The organism is Halalkalibacter okhensis, from assembly GCF_000787375.1.
Lineage (GTDB): Bacteria > Bacillota > Bacilli > Bacillales > Bacillaceae_D > Halalkalibacter > Halalkalibacter okhensis.
Map to the genome: position 1 here is coordinate 86,216 of NZ_JRJU01000010.1, position 20,884 is coordinate 107,099.

General features: G+C 39.2%; 19 protein-coding genes and 1 riboswitch. Of the genes, 1 reads left to right on the forward strand and 18 read right to left on the reverse strand.

The window, feature by feature from the left end:
• Positions 1–124: 124 nt before the first annotated feature.
• From spoIVA to LQ50_RS09505, 8 genes are all read right to left on the reverse strand, one after another.
• Complete coding sequence (gene spoIVA / locus LQ50_RS09470) at positions 125–1,603, reverse strand: stage IV sporulation protein A (protein WP_034628534.1); 1,479 nt, start codon at positions 1,601–1,603, stop codon at positions 125–127.
• Between the two features lie 264 nt (positions 1,604–1,867).
• A complete protein-coding gene (locus LQ50_RS09475; RefSeq protein ID WP_237563682.1) occupies positions 1,868–2,587 on the reverse strand; it encodes a YphF family lipoprotein in 720 nt (239 codons plus the stop codon).
• A 21-nt stretch (positions 2,588–2,608) separates the two neighbouring features.
• Positions 2,609–2,812, reverse strand: a complete 204-nt coding sequence (locus LQ50_RS09480; protein WP_034628536.1) for a DUF2768 domain-containing protein — start codon at positions 2,810–2,812, stop codon at positions 2,609–2,611.
• Positions 2,813–3,076: 264 nt separating this feature from the next.
• Positions 3,077–3,343: a stage VI sporulation protein F gene (locus LQ50_RS09485; protein ID WP_034628539.1), complete on the reverse strand. Its 267-nt coding sequence runs from the start codon at positions 3,341–3,343 to the stop codon at positions 3,077–3,079.
• Positions 3,344–3,471: 128 nt separating this feature from the next.
• The gene (locus LQ50_RS09490) at positions 3,472–4,497 is read right to left on the reverse strand and encodes an NAD(P)H-dependent glycerol-3-phosphate dehydrogenase (RefSeq protein WP_034628541.1); all 1,026 of its coding nucleotides are present in this window, start codon (positions 4,495–4,497) and stop codon (positions 3,472–3,474) included.
• 14 nt (positions 4,498–4,511) lie between these two features.
• Positions 4,512–5,129: a glycerol-3-phosphate 1-O-acyltransferase PlsY gene (gene plsY / locus LQ50_RS09495; protein ID WP_034628642.1), complete on the reverse strand. Its 618-nt coding sequence runs from the start codon at positions 5,127–5,129 to the stop codon at positions 4,512–4,514.
• A 134-nt stretch (positions 5,130–5,263) separates the two neighbouring features.
• On the reverse strand, positions 5,264–6,577 hold the full coding sequence (der, locus tag LQ50_RS09500) for a ribosome biogenesis GTPase Der (RefSeq protein ID WP_034628544.1): 1,314 nt from the start codon (positions 6,575–6,577) through the stop codon (positions 5,264–5,266).
• Positions 6,578–6,673: 96 nt separating this feature from the next.
• Positions 6,674–7,288 carry a YphA family membrane protein gene (locus LQ50_RS09505; protein ID WP_034628546.1) on the reverse strand — a complete coding sequence of 205 codons (615 nt, stop codon included), beginning with the start codon at positions 7,286–7,288 and terminating at the stop codon, positions 6,674–6,676.
• A 125-nt stretch (positions 7,289–7,413) separates the two neighbouring features.
• On the opposite strand from LQ50_RS09505, the gene LQ50_RS24635 reads away from it, so the two are divergent.
• Positions 7,414–7,548, forward strand: coding sequence for a YpzI family protein (locus LQ50_RS24635; RefSeq protein WP_070808130.1), 135 nt, complete (start codon positions 7,414–7,416; stop codon positions 7,546–7,548).
• 252 nt (positions 7,549–7,800) lie between these two features.
• Here LQ50_RS24635 and rpsA read toward each other — a convergent pair whose 3' ends face one another.
• The 10 genes from rpsA to LQ50_RS25750 all read right to left on the reverse strand — a co-directional run bounded on the left by rpsA (position 7,801) and on the right by LQ50_RS25750 (position 20,869).
• Entirely contained in the window at positions 7,801–8,958 is a 1,158-nt protein-coding gene (gene rpsA / locus LQ50_RS09510) for a 30S ribosomal protein S1 (protein ID WP_034628550.1), read from the reverse strand.
• A gap of 91 nt (positions 8,959–9,049) precedes the next feature.
• Positions 9,050–9,640: a lysophospholipid acyltransferase family protein gene (locus tag LQ50_RS09515; protein WP_034628552.1), complete on the reverse strand. Its 591-nt coding sequence runs from the start codon at positions 9,638–9,640 to the stop codon at positions 9,050–9,052.
• A gap of 1 nt (position 9,641) precedes the next feature.
• Positions 9,642–10,316: a (d)CMP kinase gene (gene cmk, locus LQ50_RS09520; protein WP_034628554.1), complete on the reverse strand. Its 675-nt coding sequence runs from the start codon at positions 10,314–10,316 to the stop codon at positions 9,642–9,644.
• Between the two features lie 182 nt (positions 10,317–10,498).
• On the reverse strand, positions 10,499–11,170 hold the full coding sequence (locus LQ50_RS09525; RefSeq protein WP_034628557.1) for a flagellar brake protein: 672 nt from the start codon (positions 11,168–11,170) through the stop codon (positions 10,499–10,501).
• A 103-nt stretch (positions 11,171–11,273) separates the two neighbouring features.
• A complete protein-coding gene (ypeB, locus tag LQ50_RS09530) occupies positions 11,274–12,623 on the reverse strand; it encodes a germination protein YpeB (RefSeq protein ID WP_034628559.1) in 1,350 nt (449 codons plus the stop codon).
• A 19-nt stretch (positions 12,624–12,642) separates the two neighbouring features.
• Positions 12,643–13,734, reverse strand: a complete 1,092-nt coding sequence (locus tag LQ50_RS09535; protein WP_034628561.1) for a cell wall hydrolase — start codon at positions 13,732–13,734, stop codon at positions 12,643–12,645.
• Between the two features lie 217 nt (positions 13,735–13,951).
• A complete protein-coding gene (metH, locus tag LQ50_RS09540) occupies positions 13,952–17,404 on the reverse strand; it encodes a methionine synthase (RefSeq protein WP_034628563.1) in 3,453 nt (1,150 codons plus the stop codon).
• Positions 17,405–17,440: 36 nt separating this feature from the next.
• Positions 17,441–19,279: a bifunctional homocysteine S-methyltransferase/methylenetetrahydrofolate reductase gene (locus tag LQ50_RS09545; RefSeq protein ID WP_034628564.1), complete on the reverse strand. Its 1,839-nt coding sequence runs from the start codon at positions 19,277–19,279 to the stop codon at positions 17,441–17,443.
• Positions 19,276–20,394 (reverse strand): methionine biosynthesis PLP-dependent protein, encoded by a 1,119-nt coding sequence (locus tag LQ50_RS09550; protein WP_034628565.1) that lies wholly within the window; start codon positions 20,392–20,394, stop codon positions 19,276–19,278. The genes LQ50_RS09545 and LQ50_RS09550 overlap by 4 nt, the downstream gene beginning before the upstream one ends.
• An 86-nt stretch (positions 20,395–20,480) precedes the next feature.
• Positions 20,481–20,584, reverse strand: a riboswitch (SAM riboswitch).
• A gap of 123 nt (positions 20,585–20,707) precedes the next feature.
• Positions 20,708–20,869 (reverse strand): hypothetical protein, encoded by a 162-nt coding sequence (locus tag LQ50_RS25750; protein WP_202595368.1) that lies wholly within the window; start codon positions 20,867–20,869, stop codon positions 20,708–20,710.
• Positions 20,870–20,884: the final 15 nt, after the last annotated feature.

Consider the following 20,884-nt stretch of genomic DNA (forward strand, 5'->3'; position numbering starts at 1 on the left):
CTTAGCATAGACATGATTAATAAAGCAAAAAGAACCCCCTTTTTGAGGGGGCACTAAAGAAAGATTTGTTTCACCTTTTTCAGTGGCTTCGTTAGGGAGTTCTTTATGACATGGCATTTCACCTTTATAGGATAATGGCAATCAAACCACCAGAACCCTCATTAATAATGCGCTCTAATGTTTCTTTTAATTTATAGCGTGCATTTTCCGGCATTAGAGATAATTTTGCTGATATGCCTTCGCGAACAATCGAATTTAGAGATCTTCCGAATATATCTGAGTTCCAAATAGAAAGCGGGTTCTCTTCAAAATCCTGCATTAAGTAGCGTACGAGCTCCTCACTTTGCTTTTCTGTCCCGATAATTGGAGCGAACTCCGACTCAACATCGACTTTAATCATATGAATAGATGGAGCAACCGCTTTTAACCTAACTCCAAACCTTGAACCTTGGCGAATAATCTCTGGTTCATCAAGACTCATATCGGATAGAGCAGGAGCGGCAATTCCGTACCCCGTTTGTTTTACCATTCTAAGAGCATCAGCTACTTGATCGTACTCTTCTTTCGCATGAGCAAAGTCCTGCATTAATTGTAAGAGATGATCTTTGCCTCTAATCTCTACTCCAACCACTTCTTTTAATACTTGGTCATATAAATCATCTGGAGCATATAAGTCGATTTCAGCAATTCCTTGACCCATTTCAATTCCAGCTAAACGAGCATCGTCAATAAACTCATATTCAGTAAATTGACCGACAACGCGATCTACATCACGAAGCCTTTTAATATCTTTAACTGTCTCGCGGACAGATTCTTCATAGCTTTGACGTAACCAGTGATCTTCTCTTAATACCATAACCCAGCTAGGAAGATTCACATTCACCTCATGTACAGGGAACTCATACAATACCTCACGAAGCACATTATTAATATCTTGATCTGTCATGCTCTCAATACTCATTGCAAGACAAGGAATGTCATATTTTTCTGCAAGTTGCGTTCGAAGTTGCTCCGTGTCGGGATGATGTGGTCTGACACTGTTCACAACCATAATAAACGGCTTGCCAACTTCTTTCAATTCCTCTACGACACGTGCCTCTGATTCTAAATAATCTTGGCGTGGAATCTCACCAATGGACCCATCCGTTGTTACAACAACGCCTAAGGTTGAATGCTCCTGGATTACTTTTCTTGTTCCAATTTCAGCTGCTTCTTGAAAAGGAATAGGTTCCTCATACCATGGAGTGTTAATCATACGAGGCCCATGCTCATCCTCATATCCTTTTGCACCTGGTACTGCATAACCAACACAATCCACAAGACGAACATTTACATCCAACCCGTCGTCGACATGAATAGAGATGGCTTGATTTGGAACAAATTTAGGTTCTGTTGTCATAATGGTCTTTCCAGCTGCACTTTGCGGCAACTCATCTTGAGCTCTCGCTTTTTCTGATTCACTTTCAATATTCGGGAGAACGACTAGCTCCATAAATTTCTTAATGAATGTCGACTTCCCTGTCCGAACCGCACCTACAACTCCGAGATAAATATCGCCGTCAGTGCGTTCAGCAATATCCTTGAAAATATCAACCTTTTCCACGTGATCCCCTCCCGATCGAGTAAAAATTTGAGTCTCAACTACTTTCCGTAAACCTTTGACACTATCATATCTATGATGTTGTCCAAGGTTTATGACAACCTTTAATAGAAAGTAAGAAGATTCTCGTTTTTGGGCTACCGAGAAGGGGAAAACAAAAATGCCCCTTCCTCTGATATGTATATCAGCTTGGAAGGGGCTTTATGCCAATTAATTATAAAACTATAGCCCTGTTTTACTTTTCAGTGCCCTGTAAAACTATTGTTTTTATCTAAGCTGCATTGCATAAGTCGGTTCCCCATTTTCATCTAATACATAGGGAACACTTCGAAAAGGGACAAATGGTGTATGCTCGTATAATAACGACCTAATATCTTCGCCTTCTTCGAATGAATGATCATGCTCTTTAAGCATCATATTTAAATCGATTCGATAATCAATGATGATCTCACCATCATTTGTTAATAATAAAGGTAAATACGTATCATGATAAGGGCTTCTAATATGTGGTGGTTCATTGTAATTTAACGCTTCGTAATCAAGCTTAAAAAGACCTACATCAAGCATTTCCTCTATCGGAGCAAAACGATGCTTTCTCATATAATCATTTAATCGCTGTTGCAACTGCTGTATTTCTCGCTGTGATGTTAAATCTATTACTTTTATTCCTGGGTCCTCCTCTACGTTTACAAGGACATATTGAAATACGCCTCCATTCTCAAATGCAGTACCAGGTGGTTGTTGTAAATACCTTGGAACTAACTGATTAAAATCTATAATATACCTTTGATAAAGAGAGGTTGTTTCATCAAACGTACGTATAGGCAAGACACCCGTATCTGTTTGAAATTGTTCAACAGCATGCTGTACCGATTGCAATTGATCCGGATACGCAATCCGATTCTCAGCTCTTTGATCTTCTGGGAATAAGCAACCACTCAGAAGCACTAAGCTTATCAATAACATGACAAAAAAACATTTTTTCAATCTTTCCAACTCCTTTCTTATTTATAAAGTAGCCGTAGGCCCAACGATTACAATAAGAAAGACAATCCACCCTGAAATAAGCAAACATATAAACGAAAAGGCTAACACGAGTTTTTGAAGCCACCCTTTTAATTTTGCTCGACTAAAAATAGCTGTTCCTGCGGATACAAACATAAGCGCTAGCGCAAAAAAAGATATCCACATATTCATCATCGCTTGAGACACGATCTATCATCCTCCATATATCCTATTTGCCCATCACATTATAGCACAGCTTGTCCAAAATGTCGGTGACAGACTAAGGGCAAAAATTTTTTTATCGTTATAACACTGAATCCATTAATGTAAAAAAAGTTGGAGAAGTGGGGGCACACTTCTCCAACTTGACGAAACCCTTCGTCTAAAACACAGCCCTATAGTAATGTTCGTTCACTACAAGTATATGCATTAACCACTCATTTGCTTGTGGCTTTTGCCTACACAGGGTATTTATTTTTTATTGAACATTTTCGCAAGCGAAGCAAAGTCCATTGGCATATTATTCGTTGTAATAGCTTTGACAATTTGATCTTCTTTTTCTTTTGATACTGGTTTGTTTGCAAGCTTTGCAACTTGTGAAATTAGCTGTCTTACTGCCGCTTCATCTTTAAGATTTGTATTACTAACAGAATTAGCTAACTTTAGCAATTCGTCAGGTCTTACATTTGTCTTTTTTTGAATTTGGTCCATGAAAGATGAGTCATTATTTTGGAACATGATGCGCCCTCCCTCTTTCGTAATATCACAATATCATATGCGAGAAAGAGAAGAAGGTGCATAAGAGGCTTTAAAACCCAAAATCAAAAGGCACGAAAAAGGTGTTTCTTTTTCAGTGCCTTTCCTAACTATAAATCAATATTCAATTGCTCTACTTCATGCTTTTTCACTCTTCCCATAAGTCGTTCTGTTGCCTGTTCTGGTTTAAGCCCTTCAAATAAAACAGCATACAGTGCAGATGTGATCGGCATTTCAACTTGGAGTTTTTGTGACAACTCATAAGCTGCCTTTGTCGTTCTAATTCCTTCCACAACCATACCCATTGAGCTTAAAACTTCATCTAACGTCTTCCCTTGACCAATCATAAAACCTGCCCGAAAATTCCTAGAATGTACACTGGTACATGTAACAATAAGATCACCTAGACCGGAAAGCCCAGCAAATGTTAATGGACTCGCTCCTAGTTTCACACCAACACGAGCAATTTCAGCTAATCCACGAGTCATAATGGCAGCTTTTGTGTTATCTCCCATTCCAAGCCCATTTGTTAAACCACACACAAGTGCAATGGTGTTTTTAAGCGCGCCACCAATTTCAACTCCTACAAGGTCTGGATTTGTGTACACACGAAAATGTTGATTAATAAACAAGTCTTGAGCTAATTCTGAAGCCTCTGAACTTTTTGAAGATACAGTTACTGTTGTAGGCTGTCTTTGACTTACTTCTTCAGCATGACTTGGTCCAGATAATACCACAACATCTTTTAATAATTCAGAGTCTCCAAATTCTTCTTCAATCATTTCAGAAATTCGTTTATGGGTGCCAGGTTCAATTCCCTTACTAGCATGGATAATAGTAACAGGAGCTTTTAGTTCCTTTTTCATCTCTGTTATAGTCTCGCGAATAGCCTTTGTTGGCACGACTAAAAGAACAATTGTGACATCTTTTAACGTCTCCCGCAGTTCTTCATGCCCTGCTATTCGGTCAGAAAGAACAACATTTGGCAAGTATTTAGAATTTGTATGATGACGATTTATTTCTTCAATTTGTTCCTTACGTCTTGCCCAAATCTTAACTTCTAATTCATTATCAGCTAATACCATAGCTAAGGCTGTTCCCCAACTACCTGCACCAATTACAGCAACCTTAGTCAATCGACTCACTCCTTTTATGATTTCTGTCCGATTTTGCTTTCTGTGCCACCCAGCAATCGTTTTATATTCGTTCGATGCCTCCAAACAGATAGAAGCGCCACAACAATAGCTAGATAACCATAAATAACAGGATAACCATAATAATCAAGGAGAAAGAATGCAAAGATCGGTGTTAATATGACAAATAAAATCGAACCTAGTGAAACATATCTCGTTACTACAATACTTCCGATTGCAACGATACCAGCGAACAAAGCCGGAAAGAAGACAACCGTTGCTATTACTCCAATTGTTGTTGCTACCCCTTTACCACCTTTAAATCCATAATAAACGGGCCAATTATGACCTAGAATTGCCGCTAGACCAGCTAATGCTGGGAATAGACCGGTATCATCAGGTGCAAAAGTCACTCCAATCCATACTGCAACAATTCCTTTTAATACATCAAGAGCTAACACAAGCAACGCAGGTCCTAGTCCCAATACTCGCAATGTATTTGTTGCCCCTGCGTTTCCACTACCGTGTTGCCTGATGTCTACTTTTTTTATTTTTTTTGCAATAATATAACTAAAGCTTAACGATCCTAAAAGATAACCAATTAGAATAACAATGATAAGTCCAATTAAAAACATCATTCCATCCCCCGTTTCGTACACTCCTTCACCACCAAAGATGCTAATAAATAAAAGGGTTAGGTTACACTTTCCTTTTGCACCTATAAGCAGTGTTGGCTTCAAAAAGGGATCTTTCCCTTTTTGAAGAATTGTTACGCATTTTTCTTTCTAGCAAAAATTTTAATTGGGGTTCCCTCAAAATCAAATGTCGCTCTGAGGCGATTTTCTAGGAACCGTTCATAAGAAAAGTGCATTAATTCAGGTTCGTTTACGAAGAAGACAAATGTTGGCGGTTCTACAGCCACTTGAGTTACATAATTAATCTTAAGTCGCTTCCCTTTGTCTGTAGGCGTTGGATTCATTGCTACGGCATCCATAATCATGTCGTTAAGTACATTTGTCGGAACTCGTAGATGATGATTTTCAGATACTTTTTTGACCATAGGTAAAACCGTGTGAAGTCGCTGTTTTGTCTTAGCAGAAACAAACAAAATAGGTGCATATGTTAAAAACAGAAGCTCTTCTCTAAGTTTTGTTTCAAAATTCTTCATCGTTTTGTCATCTTTTGCTACAGCATCCCATTTATTCACAACAATAACTACTGCTCGCCCAGCTTCATGAGCATACCCTGCAATTTTTTTGTCTTGTTCGATTAACCCTTCCTCTGCATTGATAACAACTAGAACTACATTTGAACGTTCAATCGCTTTTAGGGAGCGTAGGACACTATATTTTTCAGTCGCCTCATACACCTTCCCTCGTTTTCTCATACCTGCTGTATCAATTAGAACATAGTCTTGATCATCTTGAGTGAACGGAGTATCAATGGCATCCCTTGTTGTACCTGGAATGTTACTTACGATGACCCGTTCCTCACCTAGCATTGCATTAACAATGGAAGACTTCCCTACATTAGGTCGTCCAATTAATGATATGCGAATCGTATCCTCATCATACGGATCTTCTTCTTCATCTGGAAAATGTTTAATAACATCGTCGAGTAAATCACCTAATCCTAATCCGTGAGATCCTGAAATCGGATAAGGGGTATCCATACCTAATGAATAGAACTCATATAATTCTTCTTGCATATCCGGATTGTCAATTTTATTTACTCCAAGAACGACAGGCTTGTCTGATCTAAATAATAGTTTCGCCACTTCTTGGTCCGCACCTGTAATCCCTTCTCGGCCATTGACAATAAAGATAATAACATCTGCTTCCTTAATAGCTAGTTCTGCCTGAGCTCGCATTTGAACTAATAATGGCTCATCCCCTAGTTCAATTCCACCTGTATCAATTAGATTGAATTCCCTGTTTAACCACTCACCCTTGCTATAAATACGATCACGTGTTACTCCAGGCATATCTTCTACAATTGCTACTCGTTCTCCTACTATACGATTAAAAATCGTTGACTTCCCTACATTAGGACGTCCGACTATTGCTACAACTGGCTTGGTCATAACGTCACAACCTTTCTATTTACTATGTAAAATCATCCATTTTTTCTTGCAACTTATTTATTTTACTTGATTTCTCCATTGTTGTCGACTTCTACTTTATGAACTTTGCTTCAACATTCCCGATTTCGGTTCTCTAATGACTACCTTTCCAAGGTAAGCAGAAACTTGCTTTAATCCCCAAACAACACTATAAAGACTTCCTACTACAGCAACTATATCAAAGAAGTAGAGACTACCAATACTATAGTCCATATAAAGGTGATGTTGCGTAACAAGACCCGTTAAAAGCTCTCCTTGAATCAGTCCAGAAAAGGCAAATAATAATCGATGCATAAATGTCGCAGCTAAGAAAAAGGAAATAATCGCCGTCATGATGCCAATCATCCAGCGACTATCAATGTATACGACAATTGGATCGAATATCATCATCATTTGAAAGCCCGCATATGCTGCTGCGATCGTAATGGAAGCTACATATGAATGAATCAAATTACATTTCTTTGCTTTATTTAGTTGCCAAAATAAATAGACGGAAAATAGAACATAAACCAAATAGACGGTTGTATTCGCAAAGACGAACGTTTTCGGTAGTAAAATAAAAAATAGTAGTAATGAGAACGCACTCCAAAACCTCGCTTTTGATTTTGACCAAAAAAAGGTGATTACGACCCAAAGTAACCAACCAAACCAATAAATAAACACACCTTCCATACTGTCACCTCCTTCCTTTTAAGTATCGACGAAGTGTAGTCGTTCTAACCATAAAATACATAGAAATAAAACATTGTGGGACATTAAAAACGATTTTTGATTCTTCATAAAAGGAGGGGGAAAATATGGGGAGAGATCGCCAAGAAAAGAAACTCAAAAAATCTGGCCGAGTTGAATCCGATCGAGACCAAAGTTTAGATTACGCAGGTTCTGCCAAAATGCAAAGTCCAAATCAAGCTAGACAAAAACAACGTCCCTAAGTAATCCGATAAAAACCCAATGATAAAAGTATGATTTCCACTTTTTTCATTGAGTTTTAAGCTATGAAGGAACCGTTGTTTTGTTTTAAGCCTGCTATGAGTGGGTTTCTCGTAGCAGGCGTGCAACTTGTAGAGCCATCTCTACTACCTCCCATTACTAACTGCACTTTTTCAGTGGGCACATGTAACACCTCCATTTTAATCCAATAAAAATCGGCAACCTATTAAGGATGCCGATTTTCATGGTATAAATTAGTTTCTATATTTCTTTAATTGATCTCCAATCATATCCCCAAGAGAGAATCCAGCTGAGTCTTCATCTTTTGAGGCTTCATAAGCTTGATAATCCGCGTCAGCAGACTCCTCTTCCTCTAATAAATCGCGAATACTTAAAGAAATTCGCTTTTCATCAATATTTACATCTAGTACTTTCACTTCAACCTTCTCACCTTCAGTTAATACTTCCGAAGGTGTGCCTATGTGGCGGTTCGCAATTTGTGAAATGTGAACTAACCCTTCTACTCCAGGAGCAAGTTCGATAAATGCACCAAATGAAACAAGACGCCTCACTACACCTTCAACGACATCACCTACTGAGACTTTTCCTGAATAGCTTTCCCATGGTCCAGGCAGCGTATCTTTAATAGATAATGAAACACGTTCACTATCTTCATCAACAGATAAGACCTTAACGTTGACTAGGTCACCTTCATTAACAACATCTGATGGCTTTTCAACCCGATGGTGTGCTAGCTGAGAAATATGTACTAAACCATCAACACCACCTACATCAACAAAAGCTCCAAAGTCTGTTAGGCGTTGAACTTTCCCTTCGACAACATCACCTGCTTTTAATGTTTGAAGAACATTACGCTTCTTCTCTTCTATTTCTTCATCTAAAACAGCACGTTGAGATAAAATTAGCTTGTTGTTTTCTTGATCAATCTCAGCTACTTTCAAGCGTAATGTACGACCTTTATAATCTGAAAAATCTTCAACAAAATGACGTTCTACTAAAGAAGCAGGAATGAATCCACGAACACCTACATCAACAACAAGTCCACCCTTTACTACGTCCGCTACTTCAACTTCAAGAATTTCACCAGACTCATATGCCTGTTGAAGCTCGTCCCATGCTTTCTCAGCTTGTACCGCTCGCTTGGAAAGGATTAGCTCATCATCCTCTAATTTTAGAACTTTTAATTCGAGCTCATCGTCAACTGAAAGAACATCACTAACTTTTTCTACATGCAAACTTGATAATTCACTGATTGGCACAATGCCATCTACTTTAAAACCTACATCGACAAACGCTTGTTTATCTTCGACTTTCGTCACTTTTCCTGATACGACATCCCCTACAGAAAAAGATCTCATTTCTGTTACTTCATTGTTCATTTCTTCGACCATTGACTTTTGCCTCCTTCAATCCCCGCAGTCTAGTAGCGGTACCTAACTATTATTTTAACTATCTTTCACGCTAGCGAAAGAAAAGTGATTACTATGAATTCATTTCGTGTTTTTCTATTAACTTTTTAATTTCAGCCATAATAACTGCAGTTGCTTCTTCAGCAGATGCCTTGTTCTCACGTAATCCACTAAAGTCAATTGGTGAACCGTACACCAACTTTAATGGCTTGAATCGTTGATAAGGACCAATAATGGCACAAGGAACAACAACTGCATCTGTCCGCAAGGCAAAAAAACCAGCACCTGCTAAACCTTTACTTAATTTACCATCTTTGCTTCTCGTTCCTTCTGGAAATAAGCCTATCATATTACCTTCTTTTAATATTTTCATGGCAGTACGAATCGCTTGCTTATCACTCATTCCTCTTCGAACAGGAAATGCACCTAACTTAGGGAGTAAACCTTTTAAAATTGGCTTTTCAAATAACTCTTGTTTTGCCATATAATGTAGCTGCCTTTTAATATAAGCTCCTAATAGAGGTGGATCAAAATTATGAATATGATTACAACAAAGAATGGTTGCACCCGCATCAGGAATGTTTTCTTTTCCGATCACTTCAACTTTATAAAAGGTTGAAAGAAAATTTCTGCTTACACTTTGACCAAATTGATAAATCCCCATCTTATCTTGCCCTCTCTTTTGCTAGCCCAATAATTACTTCGGCAACTTCTGGAATTGATAGTGTTGTTGAATCAATTTCAACTGCATCATCAGCCTTTTTTAAAGGAGCAAATACGCGTGTTGAATCCAATTGATCCCGGTGGGCAATCTCTTCTTTTAATTGATCAAGGTCAGCAGGCATTCCTTTTTCTTTTTGTTCTTCATATCGTCTTCGTGCTCGCTCTTCAACCGAAGCAGTTAAAAACACCTTAACTTCAGCATCTGGAAGAACATACGTACCAATGTCCCTTCCATCTAACACTGCTTCACCCTTTTCTGCAAGTCTTCTCTGACGTTCAACCATCTCTATCCGAACACCTTCATGACTGGAAACCAATGATACATTTGATGTAACATCTTTCAATCTAATGGCATCTGTCACATCTTCATTATTTAGTAAAACTCGAACACCAGTTTGTTCGTGTTGAAGGTGAATGGTTGTTTGACTTAAAATGTGTGTTAAAGCACCGCCATCTTGTAGATCGATCCCTTCTCGTAATGCCGCTAATGTAAGTGTACGATACATAGCACCAGTATCAATATAGAGATAATCAAGCTGTTCTGCGACTAATTTCGCGACTGTACTCTTTCCTGCACCAGCAGGTCCATCAATAGCAATATTCATCTTTTTGTTCATTAATTAATACACCTCATATACAATCAAACAATTGAAAGTGTTTACATGTTGCTTTTTTTCAATTGTTCTCTTCATAATCTTATCATATTCTTTTAGCATGGTCTAACTAAAGGTTGCGAATTATCAGTAATAAACCAGAAAAAATAGTAGGATCCCCTAGCGAAACTAGCTTCTTTCTGTTATTATCCATTTTTTCTTCGCAGTACTAGTTGTCTTTCGAAACAGTAGCGAACAACCATTTGTTGATCGCGTTCTTCTATATCTAAAAACTGTAAGGACGCACGTCGCCTCGCTTCCGCTCTTGGCCTAAACAGGCGGACAATCTTACATAATGCTCTTACATAAACACTTTCACCTGATTGCATATGCAAGATAATATAAATATGTGTCTCTCCTTTTTCAGGAAACATTTGTCCTTCGGGAATGCTAATCGCACAACCTCCCCCGCTTAAATCAAGTGTTACCGTTGTAAAGGGGGAAAACTCATCATTTAATGAATGTACAGCCGTATCAACTGACGTTTCTACGCGCACATAATTTCGTCTTTGTATTCTCATATACTTTTCTTTTCCAGGATCTTTAATAAAAAGGACCGGAATTTTCCCTTTCATCCTCCCAATAATTTCCGTATCAAACGAATACAAACCTGAATCATCATCAGCGCTAAAATACGCTCGGAATTCCGTACCATCAAAAAAGAAACTAGGTTTCCCTGTCTCCTCGTTAATTGGGTAATCAATTACAAACACTCCTTCATTTCGATCAACTAAGCGACATTTATAACGGAGCATTCTCTTTTCATTATTTTTTATCTCTTGTAACTCCAAGAAGATGGTAGAACCAACTTTTATCAATCTCCTAACTCCCCCCCAATTACATAAACTCTCTCTATTATCTCATGAATAATCAAAAAGAAGAAGCATGAGATGCTCCTTCCTTTCTTCTTCTATCTTTTTTTCACGAAAAATCATACACTGGTTCAGATTGATTTAGTCGATCCACTTTCTCTTCTTCGCCATCCTCTGCATTTATAAATAACCGATACGTTTGGTCTTCGATTACGCCAAAGTATTCATAACAAAGAACTTCTTGTCCAAGGTCATTCTCAATAACAGCTAGATGATCTTCCATAACATCTAAACGTGGATTCAAGCGTTCCCTTGCTTCTTCGTTTGTTAGTTCTGGGTCAGGTATATCACGATCTTTGTGATGGATTAAATAGCTTTTCGCTTCATATCCAAGTACATCCCCGTCATCAAGAGCCACTTCGAGTCGAATCAAATCGGTGTAAACACGCGTATTATTCTCAAGATGAACAAACTCAAGCATAGCAATAGAATCATATTGTCTACTATCAACAAGCTGCATGCTGTCTTTTCCGTGTTTTTCAAGGTATTCTTCCGCGATGTTAACCGCTTCATTTAAACTTATGTTTTGCTCTTCAATTTGTCGGTCTTGCAAGAACCAGATTGGTTCTCCACCATTGATACTCATATCCATGTAATAATTTGTTTCATGATCAGGGTCATCAGCAACAATTGTATAAGCTGGGTACTCTAAGCCGTCCCCTGTATCAGCAACATGCACGGGTGTATTTTCATCGACTTGTAAATAATCTCGTGCAATTTCTTCCGCTTCTTCTTTCGTGACTGGTTCCCCATCTAACGCTTCTTTTAATTCACCATTAAGGTCATCAATAGAAGCTAATCCTGCTCCCCACTCTGTTTCACTGTAACTTTGGATCGATTTGTTCATCACTTCTAGATTGTTTACTACCATGTTACTTAATGGCTCTTGCGTTGCGCGCATTTCTTCTTCAATATCAATCCATTGGTCGCCACTATCAAGCATCATTGCTTGTGATTTACGAACTTCTTCCCGTATCTCTTTCGAGTATTCATACAACTTTTGCAACGTTTCATATTCTTTATCTGTTAACGGTTCTTTTTCTAGATCGCGAATCGATGTTCGATAACTAAATCTTCCTAACTTAAATAAAAACTCTTCCGTTTTTCCGAGATCTACAGAACTTAATGGTAATTGACCAATATTCTCTTGAGCTAAACTTACTACTCTCCACACATCTGCTAGCGCTGGCGTTAGCTGTCGCCTTGAGTTCATCGCAAGTGTCGCGCCTAACTGATCTTCAATTTGGTCAATATGAAAGGCAAGTTCATGGAATGCCCTCTGGTAATTGTTCTCAGCAGTCACTTTTAAAATCTGCTTATCTTCACGTTCCTGAAAGCCCCAAATACCTGTTGCCACAACAGCGACGGCTAATAGACCTATAACAATATTACGTACCATAATTAATCACCTCCAAAAATTAATGACAGAATATATGCTTTCCAATTCGTTTAATTTGTGGTCTCGTCCAAATCCAACCAGATGTTGCAGTATCAGGATTAAAATAATACATTGCATTCCCTGATGGATCCTGTCCATTAATGGCATCAAGTACCGCACGACGAGCAGTCTCATTTGGCTCCATATAAATCTGGCCATCTGCTACAGCTGTAAACGCACGCGGTTCAAATATGACACCTGATGCTGTATTAGGGAATGTTGGGCTATTGATACGGTTAATAATGACCGCAGCTACCGCCACTTGACCAACATAAGGTTCACCACGTGCCTCTCCATATACTGCTTGGGCCATAATACGAATATCATTCTCTGAATACCCAGCTGGTACATTTGTTGCTTTTTGGATATTGGTTTCATTATCCTGTTCTTCTGGCTCTTCAGCATAAGGTACTGGCTCTTCAGGTGCAGATGGCTCTGGTTGTGGTTGCCCTTCTCCTGCTCCTGGCTGCGGCTGCTGTGGTTGCCCTTCCCCTGCTCCTGGCTGTGGCTGCTGTGGCTGCCCCTCTCCTGCTCCTGGCTGTGGTTGTTGCGGTTGTCCTTCTCCTGCTCCTGGCTGTGGTTGTTGTGGCTGCCCTTCTCCCGCCCCTGGTTGTGGTTGTTGCGGTTGTCCTTCATCAGCTCTTTGTTGCTGCTTTGCACCATCTTTACTCCCTTTTGGTCCTTTTTGTATTTCCTTCGGTGTACCACCATAGTGAGTAAATTTCCGACCTTCATTTAGTGCTTTTTTGACAAATTCTTCGTTGTAGTTCGTTGCTCGCTCTAACATATCTTTCATTTGTGGTCCTACTAATCCATCAACTTCTAGACCAAATTCGTTCTGAAAATTACGTACTGCCCAATAAGTACCCCATCCGTACACACCATCAATCGTTCCCGTATAAAATCCGTTGTACTGAAGTCTTGCTTGTAATTCAACAACATCATCACCGGTTGCGCCCCTTTGAATTACTTGATCAGTAAATGCATGTGTAGGTGACGTATTCACAAGTAACCCAAAACAAATGAATGTCATGATTAGTGGAATCTTGAATGAAAACAGATTACGTTTCATGTTGTAGACCTCCTTGTGTTCGTGGTATCTGTTTCATGACATGGTCATGATTGATATGGATAGTGTTTGTTTTCAACCTAGTTTTATACAATTTCTTAACAAATTCTTACCAATCTTCCTCTTAACCCCCTCTAACTAAACCTAAGAAAATGGCTTCTTGAGTTTTATAACAAAAGAAAAGCCGATGAGAATTATCTCTCATCAGCTTAAAATCACACTATGCTAATACATTAAAATAACGGCCTTCAGGATGGGCAAATACCATTGCTGTAACGGAAGCTTCTGGCTCCATCATATGACCTTCTGTTAATTGGATCCCTATTTTTTCAGGTTGTAATAGTTTAAATAACTTTTCTTGATCTTCGAGGTTTGGACAAGCTGGATAACCAAATGATACACGAACCCCTTGATACTTCGCAGCAAAACGTTCGTCCATCGTCATATCAGCTGAATCTGGAAACCCCATTCTGTCTCGCATTTGTTGATGTAGTCTCTCAGCAAAACCTTCCGCTATCTCTAATGCAGCCGCCTGAATGAGATGACTATATAGATAATCACCATCTCGCTTAGCTTGGTCAGCTAATTCACGTACGCCATGCCCTGCAGTAACAGCAAGAAACCCAACGTAATCCATTTCTCCACTTGCAACAGGTCGTAAATAGTCCGCTAAACAAAGGAATGGCTTATGACTTTGACGTGGAAATGTAAATCGTTCAATTTCTGTTTTCCGATCTTTTGGATCATAAATGATAATATCATTTCCATCAGATTGAGCAGGGAAAAATTCATACATCCCATGAGCCTGAATGACTTGATTTTTCTTTGCTTGATCCAAGAATTCATCCACTCGTTCTTTCAATACAACAGCTCTTTCATCTTTTTCTGCGAGCAATCTACTTACTTTTCCTTGGAGGCCAAGATGACGACCTAAGAGCATTTGCATATTAATATACGGTTCTAAATGAGAGAGCTTATAGTCACGTAAAATGTGTGGCTCCAAATCAGTAGGTGTAAAAATAGGTCCGTCTCTTTTAACATTAGATTGAACAAACTCATTTACTGGCCGATCTTGCACTGGTGTTCGCTCAACCGGACGGACCGCATCTTTTTTCGCTCTTGCTTCCGCTAATTCAGTGGCAAGCCGTTCACGTTCATCGGGTTTTGCTAATCGATTAGCAATTTCTAGCCCATTCATCGCATCTTTAGCATAGAGAACGAGACCATCATATTCTGCTGCAATTTTTGTATCCGTAAACTTCCTTGTCAGTGCCGCCCCCCCTACAAGGATCGGGATGGAGATATCCTGCTGACGTAAATCTTGTGCAGTTAACACCATTTGCTGTGCTGATTTTACTAACAGACCAGATAAGCCAACAGCATCCGGACTTTCTTTTTTTATCGCTTCAATTAATTCATTCGACGTTACTTTAATTCCTAAGTTCACAATTTTAAATCCATTATTCCCTAAGATAATTTCAACTAAATTCTTACCAATATCATGAACATCACCTTTTACAGTTGCAAGAAGTATTTTCCCTTTTCCATTGTCATTTTCTTTCTGTTCCATATGCGGCTCAAGATGAGCAACAGATGCTTTCATGACTTCTGCACTTTGTAGGACTTCTGCAACGATCAATTCATTATTGTTGAACAACCTGCCGACTTCGTCCATTCCAGTCATTAGAGGGCCATTTATAATGTCTAATGGATCGGCGTATGCTGCTAGCGCTTGATCCAAATCTTCTATTAGCCCTTCCTTCGTTCCTTCAACAATATAGGAGGCTAACCGTTCTTCTAGGGTTAAATTTGATGTATCCACTTTTTTCTCGGCTTTTTTCCCACGATAAAAGGCGGTAAATTCAGCCAGGGTTTCATCAGTTGTTTCAAACAATAACTTGCTAGCCATTTCTTTCTCCTCTTCAGAAATGGAAGCATACCTCTCTAATTTTTCCGTATTTACAATCGCATAATCAAGTCCTGCTTGCGTACAATGATATAAATATACCGCGTTTAACACTTCACGACCTACTGGAGGTAACCCAAAAGAAACATTACTTACTCCTAGAATTGTCAAACACTTAGGAAGAGCTTCTTTTATAAGCCTAATTCCTTCAACGGTAGCATTTGCTGAGCCAATGTACTGTTCATCACCGGTACCAACAGGGAAAACAAGTGGATCAAAAATAATATCCTCTGGTTTTAATCCGTATTTATGAACTAGTAAGTCATGAGAACGCTTCGCCACTTCTAACTTCTTCTCAGCTGTAACAGCCATACCTTCCTCATCAATTGTTCCAACAACAACAGCCGCACCGTATTTTTTTACAATCGGAATAACGGCCTCGAATCGCTCTTCGCCATCTTCTAGGTTAATTGAATTAATTATGGCTTTTCCTTGTGAATAGGTTAATGCCTTTTCAATAACCTTTTCATCTGTGGAGTCAATCATTAATGGAACTTTAACTTTATTGACAAGAAATTGAAGGAAGTTTTCCATATCTTCTAATTCATCACGATCCGGGTCTGCTAGACAGGCATCAATAACGTGCGCACCCTTTTTCACTTGCGCCCTTGCAATTTCTGAAGCTTCTTCAAACTTCCCTTCAGCAATTAAACGCTTGAACTTTCTAGATCCAATAACATTGGTTCTTTCTCCAACAAATAACGGACGCATACTATCATCATAAATGAGTGGTTCAATCCCTGAAACGGCATGTGGATGTGATTTATGAAACGTTCTTGGCTCAAAGTCTTTTGTTGCCTCTACCATTGCACGTATATGATCTGGTGTTGTACCGCAACAGCCTCCAACGACATTTAACCAACCTTTTTCTGCAAACCCACGTAACTTCGTTGCTAGGGATTCAGGAGACTCATGGTAATGTCCTTCTTCATCAGGTAAGCCAGCATTTGGGTAACAACTCACGTACGTCGTTGCTAGTTCAGATAACGAACGAATGTGATCTCGCATAAATTCAGGTCCTGTCGCACAATTCAAGCCAACAACAGCTGGATTCATATGCTCTAATGACAAATAAAATGCTTCAATGTTTTGACCAGCTAATGTGGTTCCCATTGGTTCAATTGTACCCGAGATAAAAATTGGCAACTTTTTATTCAGTTCTTCAAACGCACGTTCAATTCCTAAATAACCTGCTTTAACATTTCGCATATCTTGGCTTGTTTCAAGCAGCATAATATCTGCTCCACCACGGATAATCCCACGTGCTTGCTCATGATATGACTCAACGAGTTTGTCAAACGTCACACCACCAGTTACAGAGAGAGATTTCGTCGTTGGGCCCATTGCACCCGCAACAAATCGCGGCCACTCAGGTGTTGAAAATTCATTTGCTACTTTTTTTGCAATGGATGTTGCCAACCGACTTAATTCCTCTGCTTTATAACCAAGATCATAATCATCTAAAACGATATCCGATGAGCCAAATGTGTTCGTTTCAATGATGTCGGCTCCAGCTTCTAAATAAGCACGATGAATGTTTTCTATAACATGTGGAGCTGTTTCATTTAAATATTCATTACACCCTTCGTATTCTTCACCACCGAAATCCTCAGCTGTTAAATCAGCTTGTTGCAACATCGTCCCCATTGCACCATCTAGGATTAGAATTTTCTTTTCTAGCTGTTGTTCAAACAAAGACTTAACCATATGTCCGTCCTTTCTATTTCCGCATACTTCTTCAGTTCACTTACTTCCTTGAGTAATTGGTTTCCGTGCTTCAATATATTTCGTTAACTCAACTGTCATCTCATATCGCATAAACGGTGTAATTAAATAAATTCCATTAAAATATTGCAAAGCTGCGTCAATAAGAGATCTCGCAATTTGGATCCCTTCAGTTGCAGAGGCTATTTTATCTTCACCGCACGCAGCCATCGCAGCTCGAATGTCATCGGTCAATTTAATACCTGGCACCTCATTATGAAGGAATTCAGCGTTTCTTGTACCTGTTAATGGCATTATTCCGATATAGATAGGTTCTTTTATATGTTTCGTCTCATTTGCTAATGATTCGATTTGTTCTATACTGTAGATCGGTTGAGTCATGAAGTAATCCGCGCCACTTTCAATCTTCTTTTCCATTCGCTTTACAGCTTTATCTAAATGTCTCACATTTGGATTAAACGCTGCTCCGACAGAAAAGTTTGCTTTCTGACCTAGTTCTTTTCCAGAAAAAGAGATCCCTTCATTTAGCTGCTTGATAAATGAAATAAGTTGAAAAGAACTTACATCATAAACGGATGTTGCCCCTGGAAAATCACCTATTTTCGTCGGATCTCCAGTTATCGCCAATACATCATCAATACCTAATGCATTTAGCCCCATTAAATGGGACTGCAATCCAATCAAGTTTCTATCTCGGCAAGTAATATGAACCAGGGGTCTTGCACCGATCTGCTCCTTGATCATCGCACCAAGAGCTAAGTTATCAACACGCGGGGAGGCAAGCGAGTTATCGGCCATTGTAACAGCATCCACTCCAGCTTCCTTAAGTGCTTTTGCCCCTTTCATAAAACGGTTTGTATTTAACTTTTTAGGCGGATCTAATTCAACTATTACAGACTTTCGCTCTTTAACCATTTCCGGAAGCGGTTTTTCTTTTCGAGGTATTTCAATTGATTCCCGCATGAATCCAACTAAAGGTTTTACTGTTTTACTTGTAATTGGCTCCGTATAATCTCTCACTTTGACAAATGCACTGATATGCGCAGGAGTCGTACCACAACACCCACCTAATAAGCGAACACCCTGCTTAATAAATTTTTCTCCCATATCTTGAAAATAATCAGCGTTCGATTGATAAAACACACGTCCGTCACGATAATCCGGCAAGCTTGCATTCGGATACGCAGATAAAAACCCCTTTTTCGGTAACTGTATCGTTTCAAAAGAACGGAGCATATGAAATGGTCCTGTTCGACAATTGAGTCCAACTACATCTGCTCCTACTTCGGTCAATTGTTCAAACGCTTTATAAACAGGGATGCCCCCATTCATAACACCTACTTCTCCAAGAGACAAATTTGCAACGATCGGCAAATTGGTTAATTTTCTTGCAAGATTAGCAGCCATTTTGGCCTCTTCCAAATCATAAAATGTCTCTAATAATAGTCCATCTACTCCTTCAGCTAACAGCTCATCCATTTGCTCTGTGAAGGCCGCTTCAATTTCACTAAGGCTCCACTCCTCTAATTGAAACCTCCTAATTCCGCCGACTGTCCCTAACACAAATGTATTCCCACTAGCAGCTTCTTTCGCTAGACGGACGCCCGAACGATTGATCGACCGGACCTCTTTATCAAGTCCGTACTTTTCTAGCTTTAGTCTGTTTGCTGCGTATGTATTGGATTGTATTACATCAGCACCAGCTAGGACGTATTGATGATGGGCTTTACGTATGACCTCTGGATTTTTTACATTTACCTCTTCAAAGCACTGATCAATCCCTTGCTCATATAGCAACGTCCCCATTGCGCCGTCCCCAATCAATACTTTTTTTGCAAGTTGGTCTAAAAAGCTCATTCACTCTCCCTCTCTTTCACATAGCGAAAAGCTTGGTCAAGATCTGCAATTAAATCTTCTGCCCTTTCAATACCAACAGAAAAACGCAATAAACGATTGCAAACGCCATTTGCGATTCGAATATCTTCAGGAATGTCCATATGTGTTTGCGTAGCGGGGTACGTCATCAAACTCTCAACACCGCCCAAACTCTCAGCAAAAGAGACCAGCTTTAGTTGTTGTAGAAATGGATTAACCCACTCTTCCTTAAGGATTCGAAACGAAATCATTCCACCCTTACCAGGATAAAGTACTTCTAATACTCCTTCCTGGCTTTCTAAATAATTTACAATTGCTTTTGCGTTTTCTTGATGTTTATCCATGCGTAAAGCGAGTGTTTTCATCCCTCTAATTAATTGATATGAATCGAAAGCAGACAAAATGGCTCCGATCCCATTATGGTAATAACTAATTCGGTCACAAAGCTCTGCTCCTTTTGCCGCGATGAGACCAGCAATTACATCGTTATGACCACCTAAATATTTGGACGCGCTATGTATGACAATATCAGCACCATCTACAAGTGGCTGTTGCAAGAGTGGAGTATAAAATGTATTATCAACAATTAATAAAATTCCGTATTTTTTGGCTATTTTAGCTAGTTCAACAATCGAAGCTTCCTGCATTAACGGATTCGTAGGTGTCTCAATAAATAAAGCTTTTGTTCGATCCGTAATACAACTTTCAAAATACTCAAGGTTACGCGGGTCAGCAAAAGAAAAAGTCAAACCCCAACGATTCCACCCTTGTTCAAATAAGCGATAGGTTCCACCGTATAAGTCTTGTGAGGCTAAGATTTCATCTCCCTGCTCAAATAGAGACAGGACGGTTTGAATAGCTGCCATCCCCGAACTACAAGCAAAGCCTCGATCCCCTTCTTCCAACTCCGCTATCGCTTTTTCTACCACTTCCCTTGTTGGATTGCCTGTTCTTGCATAATCATAGCCTGTAGACTCCCCAATTCCCGTGTGCCTATAAGCAGTTGAAAAATACACAGGTGTATTTATAGTTCCTGTTGGATTATCGGAACGATTTCCAATTTGTACTAAGATTGTCTCAAGTTTCTCACGGTTCATTTAAAAGCCCTCCATTATTCTATCTAAAATCTAAAAAACCACCTTCAAATAAATAAGAAGAAGGTGGTTGTGTTATCAATCGCCTCTTCTTATCTTCCAAGTCATTGACTTGTTGGAATTAGCACCTGACCTACTTCGGCTGGTTGCTGAGACATCGTCGGGCCATTCCCTCCGTCTCTCTTGATAAGAAAATCAATTATTCATATAATTCATTTAATCAAAATTACAACATATTTCGAACTTTTGCAAGAGATTTTTTCGAATATATGTTGTAATGTTTTCGAAAATTGCAACAAACGATAATGTCCTTAATTTATTCTAATGATGCATCAATGTTCAGATTTTCTTCATTTCCGCATACACAGCGCTTGAAGCCTGTTTCATATTCACCTTTTTCATTTCTACTTCCGCGTAAAATATATTTTTCACTACAAACCGGACAACGAATCACAATCCGATAACGTCCTTCAGCCATATTGATCACCCTTTA

What these genes read in the sequence shown, in the direction of transcription:
- LQ50_RS09515 (WP_034628552.1), bottom strand. Translation starts at nt 9,640, where the DNA reads ATGGGGATTTATCAATTTGGTCAAAGTGTAAGCAGAAATTTTCTTTCA.
- der (WP_034628544.1), bottom strand. Translation starts at nt 6,577, where the DNA reads ATGACCAAGCCAGTTGTAGCAATAGTCGGACGTCCTAATGTAGGGAAG.
- LQ50_RS09535 (WP_034628561.1), bottom strand. Translation starts at nt 13,734, where the DNA reads ATGAAACGTAATCTGTTTTCATTCAAGATTCCACTAATCATGACATTC.
- rpsA (WP_034628550.1), bottom strand. Translation starts at nt 8,958, where the DNA reads ATGGTCGAAGAAATGAACAATGAAGTAACAGAAATGAGATCTTTTTCT.
- LQ50_RS09545 (WP_034628564.1), bottom strand. Translation starts at nt 19,279, where the DNA reads ATGAGCTTTTTAGACCAACTTGCAAAAAAAGTATTGATTGGGGACGGC.
- plsY (WP_034628642.1), bottom strand. Translation starts at nt 5,129, where the DNA reads ATGTTTTTAATTGGACTTATCATTGTTATTCTAATTGGTTATCTTTTA.
- LQ50_RS09505 (WP_034628546.1), bottom strand. Translation starts at nt 7,288, where the DNA reads ATGGAAGGTGTGTTTATTTATTGGTTTGGTTGGTTACTTTGGGTCGTA.
- metH (WP_034628563.1), bottom strand. Translation starts at nt 17,404, where the DNA reads ATGGTTAAGTCTTTGTTTGAACAACAGCTAGAAAAGAAAATTCTAATC.
- LQ50_RS09550 (WP_034628565.1), bottom strand. Translation starts at nt 20,394, where the DNA reads ATGAACCGTGAGAAACTTGAGACAATCTTAGTACAAATTGGAAATCGT.
- ypeB (WP_034628559.1), bottom strand. Translation starts at nt 12,623, where the DNA reads ATGGTACGTAATATTGTTATAGGTCTATTAGCCGTCGCTGTTGTGGCA.
- LQ50_RS25750 (WP_202595368.1), bottom strand. Translation starts at nt 20,869, where the DNA reads ATGGCTGAAGGACGTTATCGGATTGTGATTCGTTGTCCGGTTTGTAGT.
- cmk (WP_034628554.1), bottom strand. Translation starts at nt 10,316, where the DNA reads ATGAACAAAAAGATGAATATTGCTATTGATGGACCTGCTGGTGCAGGA.
- LQ50_RS09485 (WP_034628539.1), bottom strand. Translation starts at nt 3,343, where the DNA reads ATGTTCCAAAATAATGACTCATCTTTCATGGACCAAATTCAAAAAAAG.
- LQ50_RS24635 (WP_070808130.1), top strand. Translation starts at nt 7,414, where the DNA reads ATGGGGAGAGATCGCCAAGAAAAGAAACTCAAAAAATCTGGCCGAGTT.